This is a genomic window from Kingella pumchi, assembly GCF_022288825.1.
Lineage (GTDB): Bacteria > Pseudomonadota > Gammaproteobacteria > Burkholderiales > Neisseriaceae > Kingella_D > Kingella_D pumchi.
Map to the genome: position 1 here is coordinate 74,481 of NZ_JAKOOW010000002.1, position 7,138 is coordinate 81,618.

Sequence of the window (7,138 nt, forward strand, 5' to 3'; positions counted from 1 at the left end):
GTATCCGCTGCAGGGCAGCGAAAGACGGCATTAAACCAAATTTAACGGAAACACGCAAGAGCGCTTCAGGAAATTTTTAAGGCTTTACGATTAACAAAATGATGTGGCAGGAATTTTATTTTCAGGCTGCCTTGTACGAGCGGGCTTACAAACACATCAGCGCGAGCAGCGAGAGTGCGGCGGGCACGCCCTGCACGGCGGCGGCGCGGCCAGCAGGGCGAAGGCAAAAGCCATATCAACGCTCCATCATGTGTTTGAGTTTGCCGGCTTTGGTGTCGAGATAGTTTTGGTTTTCGGGGTTACGGCCCACCAGCAGCGGCAGGCGCTCGGCGATGTTGATACCGCTGTCGCGCATGGTTTGCAGTTTTTCCGGATTGTTGGTCAGCAGGCGCACGGAAGCGACGCCGAGATGATCGTAAATGTGTTTGGCGATGGAAAAATCGCGGGCATCGACCGGCAGGCCAAGCGCGAGATTGGCTTCAACGGTGTCCATGCCCTGATCCTGCAGGGCGTAGGCGCGGATTTTGTTGATCAGGCCGATGCCGCGGCCTTCTTGGCGCAGATAGACGATGACGCCGCGCCCTTCGGCCTGCACCGCGCGCATGGCAGCCTGAAGCTGGGGGCCGCAGTCGCATTTTTGCGATGCCAGCGCGTCGCCGGTCAGGCATTCGGAGTGGATGCGCGAGAGCACGGGGGCGCCGTCGCGCCAGTCGCCCATGGTCAGGGCGATGTGTTCCTGGCCGCTGCGGCTGTCTTCAAAACCGTGCATGGTGAACACGCCGTATTCGGTGGGCAGGCGGCAGGAAGTAAGGTATCGGATGGGGTTATCCATAAGGCCTTTCTGTTTGCTTGGGTGGTGTGTGTTTATTGTCCGCAAAGATCTTTCAGGCAGCCTGAAAACGCTTTTCAGGCTGCTTTGGGCGCGCTTAATTAAAGCGCTTGGTCTTCTTCGTCTGCCTGCGGGCGCGGCAGCAGGGTTTGTAGCGGGGCGAGACAGGCCAGCGCCAGGCCGAGCCATTCGGTTTGCGCTTCGGCGGCAAACGTGCCTTCGGCCTGCTCAATGTGCAGCACGCCGAACACGCGGCCGTCGGCACTGTATACCGGCAGACTCATCTGGGCGGCGCTGCGGCGGTTGTGCTCGCCGGACAGCTCGCCGATTTCCAGCCAGCGTGAAACGTCGTCGGCCAGATTCAGCCAGCCGGTGCGGCTGCTGTGGGCGGCAAGGTATTGCGCGGCGGTGGTATCGTCGGTGGCCAGCCGCTGCTCGATAGGCTGGCCCTGCTGCACCAGCCGCACCAGCGCGCTGTCGTCGGGCAGCAGGCCGTAAAGCACGGCGCTTTGCACGGGATGGCGGGCGTAGGCGGAATCGAGCGCCATAAAGAGCTGTTTGAGCAAACCGCTATGCTGATCGTTTTCTTCGATATGCTCGGCCAGCCGCGCTTCGGGCTGCTCGTACCACAATACGTCGTGCTCGATAAGCGCCTGCCCCTGCGCCATCACGGCTTGGGCGGCCAACTCGGCCACGCGCACGGCGTCGGCATCGAGTTTCAGGTTTTGCGTTTGCAGATAGTCTCGGATGTGTTCGGTCATGGTTTTCTCCGCACGGCAGGCGCCGCGCCGGTTTCAGGCAGCCTGAAAAAAGTTCAGCCGCGTTTTTGCGACAGGGCGTAGTCGTAGAGCGCTTTTTTGCTCTCGCCGCTAATCTGCGCTGCCAGCTCGGCCGCCTGCTTGGTGGGCAGCGCGGCGGCGAGTATGCCCATCACGCGGGCGGCTTCTTCGGGCAGCGTGTCGTACTTTTCAACTGCGGCTGGGTACAGCACCAGCACCATTTCGCCGCGCGACTGGTTGCTGTCGGCCGTGAGCGCGGCTTGGATGTCGGCCACACTGCCGCTTAAAAAGGTTTCAAAAGTTTTGCTGACTTCGCGCGCCAGCAGCAGGCGGCGCTGGGGAAACAGTGCGGCCATATCCGCCAGCGTGTCGGCGATGCGGTGCGGGGTTTCAAAGGCCAGCACCGCGCAGGTTTGGCGCTGCCAGCCTTCAAATAGCTTGCGGCGGGCGGCGGATTTGGGCGGCAGAAAACCATGGAAATAAAAATCCGGCGCTTCCACGCCCGCAGCGCTGAGCACCGCCATCACCGCCGATGCGCCGGGCACCGGCACCACCGGAAAGCCGGCTTCGCGCACCTGCGACACCAGTTTGGCTCCGGGGTCGCACACCGCCGGTGTGCCGGCATCGGAAATCTGGGCGACGGTTTTGCCTTCGGCCAGCGCAGCGATGACTTTGTCGGCCATCTGCCGCTCGTTGTGCTCGCGCAGGCTGACGAGTTTGGCCTGTATGCCGTAGGCGCTCAAAAGCTGGGCGGAAACGCGGGTGTCTTCGGCGCACACCCAGTCGGCGGCGGCGAGCACCGCCAGCGCGCGCAGGGTGATGTCGGCCAGATTGCCGATGGGCGTGGCGACGATATACAGCGTGCCGGCGCGCACACTCTGCTGCGCCTTCTGATGGTGTTTGAGCATGAAAAAATCCTTGTGCGGCCGGCAAAAGCAGCCTGAAAACCCAAGGGCAGGCCGTTTCAGGCTGCCTGCGGGCAAAATGCGGCGGGGCGATTATAGCGCCGAAGCGCGCGGTACTTTCAGGCTGCCTGCGGCGGGATGCTTCTCGGCAAACCCGTTTATCGGCACCGGTTCGGTTTTCAGGCTGCTTTCAGGCTGCCTGAAAAGGCAAAACGGCTTGCACGGCAACATGCGGACAAGCGCTTAGACGATAAGGGGCGGTTTTTCTGATAGCGCGCTTTAACGCAGGCGGCGGCGGCTGTCCCAATCGATGATTTCGCTCGGCGCGCGCCGGCCGCCGGTGCGCCCGCCGATTACCCACACCTGCCGGCCGAACAGGCGGCGGGCTTCGCGTTCGCTCTTGCAGGGGCGGCCGCCGGAGCGGTTGCACGATGTCGAAACCAGCGGCATGCCGGCCAGCGCGCACAGGCGGCGCACCAGAGCGTGATCGGGCACACGCACCGCCAGCTTGCTGCGGCCGCGGCCGCGCAATTCGAGCAGCACGCGCCGCGCGGCCGGCAGCACAAAGGTTTTGGCCGCCGGCCACACGCTTTCAAGCTCGCGGCTGTCGGCAGCGGACAGGGGACGCAGCAGGGAACGCAAGCGCTGCAGGCTGTCGGCGGCGACAATCAGCCCTTTGCCCTGCGGCCGTTTTTTCAGGCGCAGGATTTTGTTGAGCGCGCGGCGGTTGTCCGGCGCGGCGCCCAGGCCGTAGCAGGATTCGGTGGGGTAAGCCACCAGCCCGCCGCGCCGCAGGTGGGCGCGCAGCCGGCGCGGATTGAGCGGGGTGCGGAGTCTTGGCGAAATCATGGCAAAGCTGCTGTAGCGCAATCGGATGGTTTGAAGAAATAAGGCTTTCAGGCTGCCTTGGGCTGTCTGCCCAAATAGGTCTGACGGCAGCAGGTTTCAATATTACGGCTGCGGCGGCTGTTTTTTCAGGCTGCCTGAAAGCGGAAAAACTGCACCCCGCCGGCGGGGTGCAGTTTGGCAAAGCAGCCTGAAATCAGCGGTTGTTGCTGATGGACATGCCGTTTACTTCCAGCTCAACGCGGCGGTTGGGCTGCAGGCAGGCAATCAGTTCGGCGCGGTTGCCGCGGTTGTCGCACTGCTTAACCGGCTGGGTTTCGCCGGCACCGTAGGCATACAGCACGTTGGCGGGTACGCCGCGGCTGATCAGGTAGTTGCGCACGGTTTCGGCGCGCTGCTGCGACAGGCGCATATTGTAGCTGTCGCTGCCCAGATAGTCGGTGTGGCCGATGATGCGAACCTGATCCAGGCGCTCGAGACGGCCGAGTTTGGCGGCTACATCATCCAGTTCGGCTTTGCCTTGGGCGTTCATGTGGGCCAGATCGCCTTTGTCGAAGGCAAACAGGGCGTCGGCAGAAAGCACGATACGCTGCATCTGCATCTGCGGCTGCGCCATCATGGCGGGAGCGGGCTGCTCTTGGGCGGGCGGGCAGACGGCATTTTCGGGATCAACGGCGCGCCAGTGGAAACTTTGGGCGCGGCGGTGTTTGTCGAACTTCACTTTGTACTGGCAGGTGGTGATGTTGTCGGTGCCCTGGCCGGGGGTATTGAAGTGGAACAGGTAGTTCCATTCGGACACGCGGAAGCCTTCGTCATAGTGCGGACGGCCGATCAGGTAGTAGAGCTGGTCTTTGGTGTCGCCTTGGCGGATTTGTTTCAGGCTGCCCAAGTCGGGGAAAGTGCCGCGGTTTTTGTTGAAGGTCACGCTGTAGGGGCGCGGCCATTTGAGGCCGTCTTCGCTTTTGCTGCCGGAAGCACAGGCGGCCAACAGGGCGGCAGAAGCAATCATTAGGGCAAGACGGGAGGTTTTTTTGATCATAATTGTTCCTTAAAAAATATTGCGGGGTTTCAGGCTGCCTGCCGTGGCAAGGCAGCCTGAAAAACGGTTTTTACCACTGGTAACCGGCACCGATGGACGCACCGAAACGGCCTTTGCTGTTGCCGCTGGCGGTACCTTTGATGATCCAGTTGCCGCCGTCGGTAATGGCGGAGAAGCCTACGGCGTAACCGGTTTTACCGCGGTAGTTGCTGGCGCCGACGGCAATCATGCTCTTACCGGGCAGGTAGGCCTGGGGCAGGCCGGCGGTAGCCATGGCGCTGGCGGTACCGGCATCGGCTTCGTCTTCAACATTGTTGATCTTCTGCTCCAGCGCGGCAACGTGGGCGGTGTTGGCACCGGCAATCGCACCCAGTTTCTGGTTCAGCTGGCCGACGTTTACGGCATCGGTATCGGCTTCACCTGCGGCAACGTTGGTGATTTTCTTACCGCCTGCATCAACACCATTGGTGGTTACGCTCGGGCCGCCGTTGATGGTCAGGCCGTTGTTGTCCATTTTGGTATTGCCGGTGGTAACGCTGGTCAGGCTCAGATTCTGGTTCAGACCAAGCTGTACGCCGCCGTTAACGGTGGTGCTGGTAACGTTGTTGTCGCCTTTCACGCTGATGGTGTCGCCAAGCTGGTAGTTGTTGGCGGTATTGCCGTCACCGAAATTGAAGCCTTTGGCGATGTTGGCGGTGTTGTTGGCTACGTTTTGGTTGGTAGCGTGCAACTGGCTGCCGTTCACCGCGTCTTTGCTGGTATCGGAAATATCGCCGTCGGCAACATTGGTGATTTTCTTATCGCCCATGTTGATGCCGTTACCGTTGATTACCGGGCCGCCGTTGTTGATGGTCAGGCTGTCGGCCGTCAGGTCGGGGTTGGTGGCGATGGTGATTTCTTTGCCGGTGTTGGTAATGCTGATGTTGTTACCGTTTTTGAAGTTCACAGTTTCACCGGAACCGACTTTTTCGGTAGCGCCGCCGTTGGTCTGGAGGTTCCAGCCGGCATTGGCGGTGCTGTTGATGTGACGGATGGCATCGTCAATGGTGGACTGGCCGGTGCCGCCGATATCGTTGTTGGTGTAGCTGCCGGTATTCGGATCATAGGTGGTATTGCCGCCAATGATGTTTTTCACACCGTCACCGTGCTGATGCAGCTGACTGCCGTTAACCGCGTCTTTGCTGGTGGCGGTAACATCGCCATTGGCAACGTTGGTTACCTTCTTATCAGCCGCATCGATACCGGTCTTGGTTACGCTCGGGCCGCCGTTGATGGTCAGGCCGTCGTTATTGAGCGTGCTGTCGCCGGCTTTCACGCTGTCAACATCCACATCGCGGTTCAGGCTGACTTGAACGCCGTTACCGTCGGCTTTGGTGGTGATGTTGCTGTCGCCGGTAATGCTGACCTCGTCGCCCAGTTTTTTCACACCGGTATCGCCGCTATCACCCTTGAAGGTCAGACCTTTGTTATTAACGGCATCGGCAGCATCAGCGCCTTTTTTGATGTCGTCTTTAACTTTGTCTGCCAAACCAACATTGTAGGTAGTAGTGTTGGTTGTGGGATCGTTGGTCGCGGTTACCACGGTTTCATCGTTCACACCGCCTACCACTGATTTTTCAGCATTGATGGTGTATTCGGTGCCGCCGTTGGCATTGGGAGCCTCGGTAACGGTAACGTTATTGCCGGCTTTCACAGTATTGCGTTTTTGCGCTTCCTGCTGAACAGCGTACAACTGGCTGCCGTTAACCGCATCTTTGCTGGTGGCAGTAACATCGCCATCAGCTACATTGGTGATTTTCTTACCACCCATGTTGATGCCGTCGCCGTTGATTACCGGACCGCCGTTGTTGATGGTCAGGCTGTCGGCCTTCAGGTCTTTGGCCAGGTTGAAGGTAACGTTGTTATTGCTGGACTCTTTGCTAACCACAATGTTGCCGTCGGTGTTGTTCAGGTCAACAGTGGAACCGTCTCCCACGGTAGAACCGTTGGCTCCTTGGGCGGTCAGCGTGAAGCTGCCTTTTTGGCTTGCCTGATCGGCTACCAGTTTCAGCTGGTCTTCGGTCGCTGCCTGACCGCTGGTGATGCTGTTCGGATCCCAGGTTTTGTTGGTCAGTCCGCCAATGGTGCCGGTGTTGCCGTTGATGGTAACGGGGTTGCCGCCAGTGCTCGGGCCGATATTCAGCACATCGGCCAGACGCATGTTGATGCCGCTGGCATCGGCGCTGGTAACGATGTTTCTGTCGCCTTTAATGGCTACGCTGTCGCCCAGTTTTTTCACACCGGTGTCGCCGCTGTCGGCGGTAAAGGTCAGACCTTTGTTGTCCACTGCATCTTTGGCATCAACGCCTTTTTTGATGTCGTCTTTAACTTTGTCTGCCAGTCCGACTTTGTAGCTGGTAACGTTGGTGGTGGCATCGGGAGTAGCCGTTACCACGGTCTCGTCATCCACACCGCTGGTCTCGCTGCCTTTGGCATTGACGGTGTAGGTGTTGGTGGCAGCATCGTGGTCAACTGATGCAATGTTGGTGCCTTTAACCACTTTGGTCTGCGAGTCTTTGAGCTGTTTGACGTTAACTGCATCGGTGTCTTTCACACCATCGGCAACATTGCCCAAAGTAACAGGAGAACCGGCGGTATCGCCAACCAGATTCACCGCATTGCTGGGCGTACCGGTGTTGTTGCCTGTGGCATCAGCATAGCTCAATGGAGTGTCAAATTTCACTTCGGTTACGCCATTGGT

At 59.6% G+C, this 7,138-nt stretch carries 6 protein-coding genes; all 6 read right to left on the minus strand.

All coding sequences use genetic code 11. The features are described 5' to 3' along the window. Positions 1 to 235 precede the first annotated feature (235 nt). Positions 236 to 832 (minus strand): GTP cyclohydrolase II, encoded by a 597-nt coding sequence (gene ribA / locus MB824_RS01070; protein WP_238745109.1) that lies wholly within the window; start codon positions 830 to 832, stop codon positions 236 to 238. Positions 833 to 930: 98 nt separating this feature from the next. Continuing rightward, positions 931 to 1,590 (minus strand): hypothetical protein, encoded by a 660-nt coding sequence (locus MB824_RS01075; protein ID WP_238745111.1) that lies wholly within the window; start codon positions 1,588 to 1,590, stop codon positions 931 to 933. Positions 1,591 to 1,643: 53 nt separating this feature from the next. Beyond that, a complete protein-coding gene (rsmI, locus tag MB824_RS01080) occupies positions 1,644 to 2,516 on the minus strand; it encodes a 16S rRNA (cytidine(1402)-2'-O)-methyltransferase (RefSeq protein WP_238745113.1) in 873 nt (290 codons plus the stop codon). Between the two features lie 276 nt (positions 2,517 to 2,792). After that, positions 2,793 to 3,362 carry an L-threonylcarbamoyladenylate synthase gene (locus tag MB824_RS01085; RefSeq protein ID WP_238745115.1) on the minus strand — a complete coding sequence of 190 codons (570 nt, stop codon included), beginning with the start codon at positions 3,360 to 3,362 and terminating at the stop codon, positions 2,793 to 2,795. Positions 3,363 to 3,555: 193 nt separating this feature from the next. After that, on the minus strand, positions 3,556 to 4,398 hold the full coding sequence (locus MB824_RS01090; protein WP_238745117.1) for an OmpA family protein: 843 nt from the start codon (positions 4,396 to 4,398) through the stop codon (positions 3,556 to 3,558). A gap of 70 nt (positions 4,399 to 4,468) precedes the next feature. Beyond that, positions 4,469 to 7,138, minus strand: a 2,670-nt coding sequence (locus tag MB824_RS01095; protein ID WP_238745119.1) for a YadA-like family protein, incomplete at its 5' end; no start/stop codon positions are given.

Excerpts from the sequence above, each read along its gene's own strand:
- MB824_RS01085 (WP_238745115.1), bottom strand. The coding sequence starts at position 3,362 with ATGATTTCGCCAAGACTCCGCACCCCGCTCAATCCGCGCCGGCTGCGC.
- rsmI (WP_238745113.1), bottom strand. The coding sequence starts at position 2,516 with ATGCTCAAACACCATCAGAAGGCGCAGCAGAGTGTGCGCGCCGGCACG.
- MB824_RS01075 (WP_238745111.1), bottom strand. The coding sequence starts at position 1,590 with ATGACCGAACACATCCGAGACTATCTGCAAACGCAAAACCTGAAACTC.
- ribA (WP_238745109.1), bottom strand. The coding sequence starts at position 832 with ATGGATAACCCCATCCGATACCTTACTTCCTGCCGCCTGCCCACCGAA.
- MB824_RS01090 (WP_238745117.1), bottom strand. The coding sequence starts at position 4,398 with ATGATCAAAAAAACCTCCCGTCTTGCCCTAATGATTGCTTCTGCCGCC.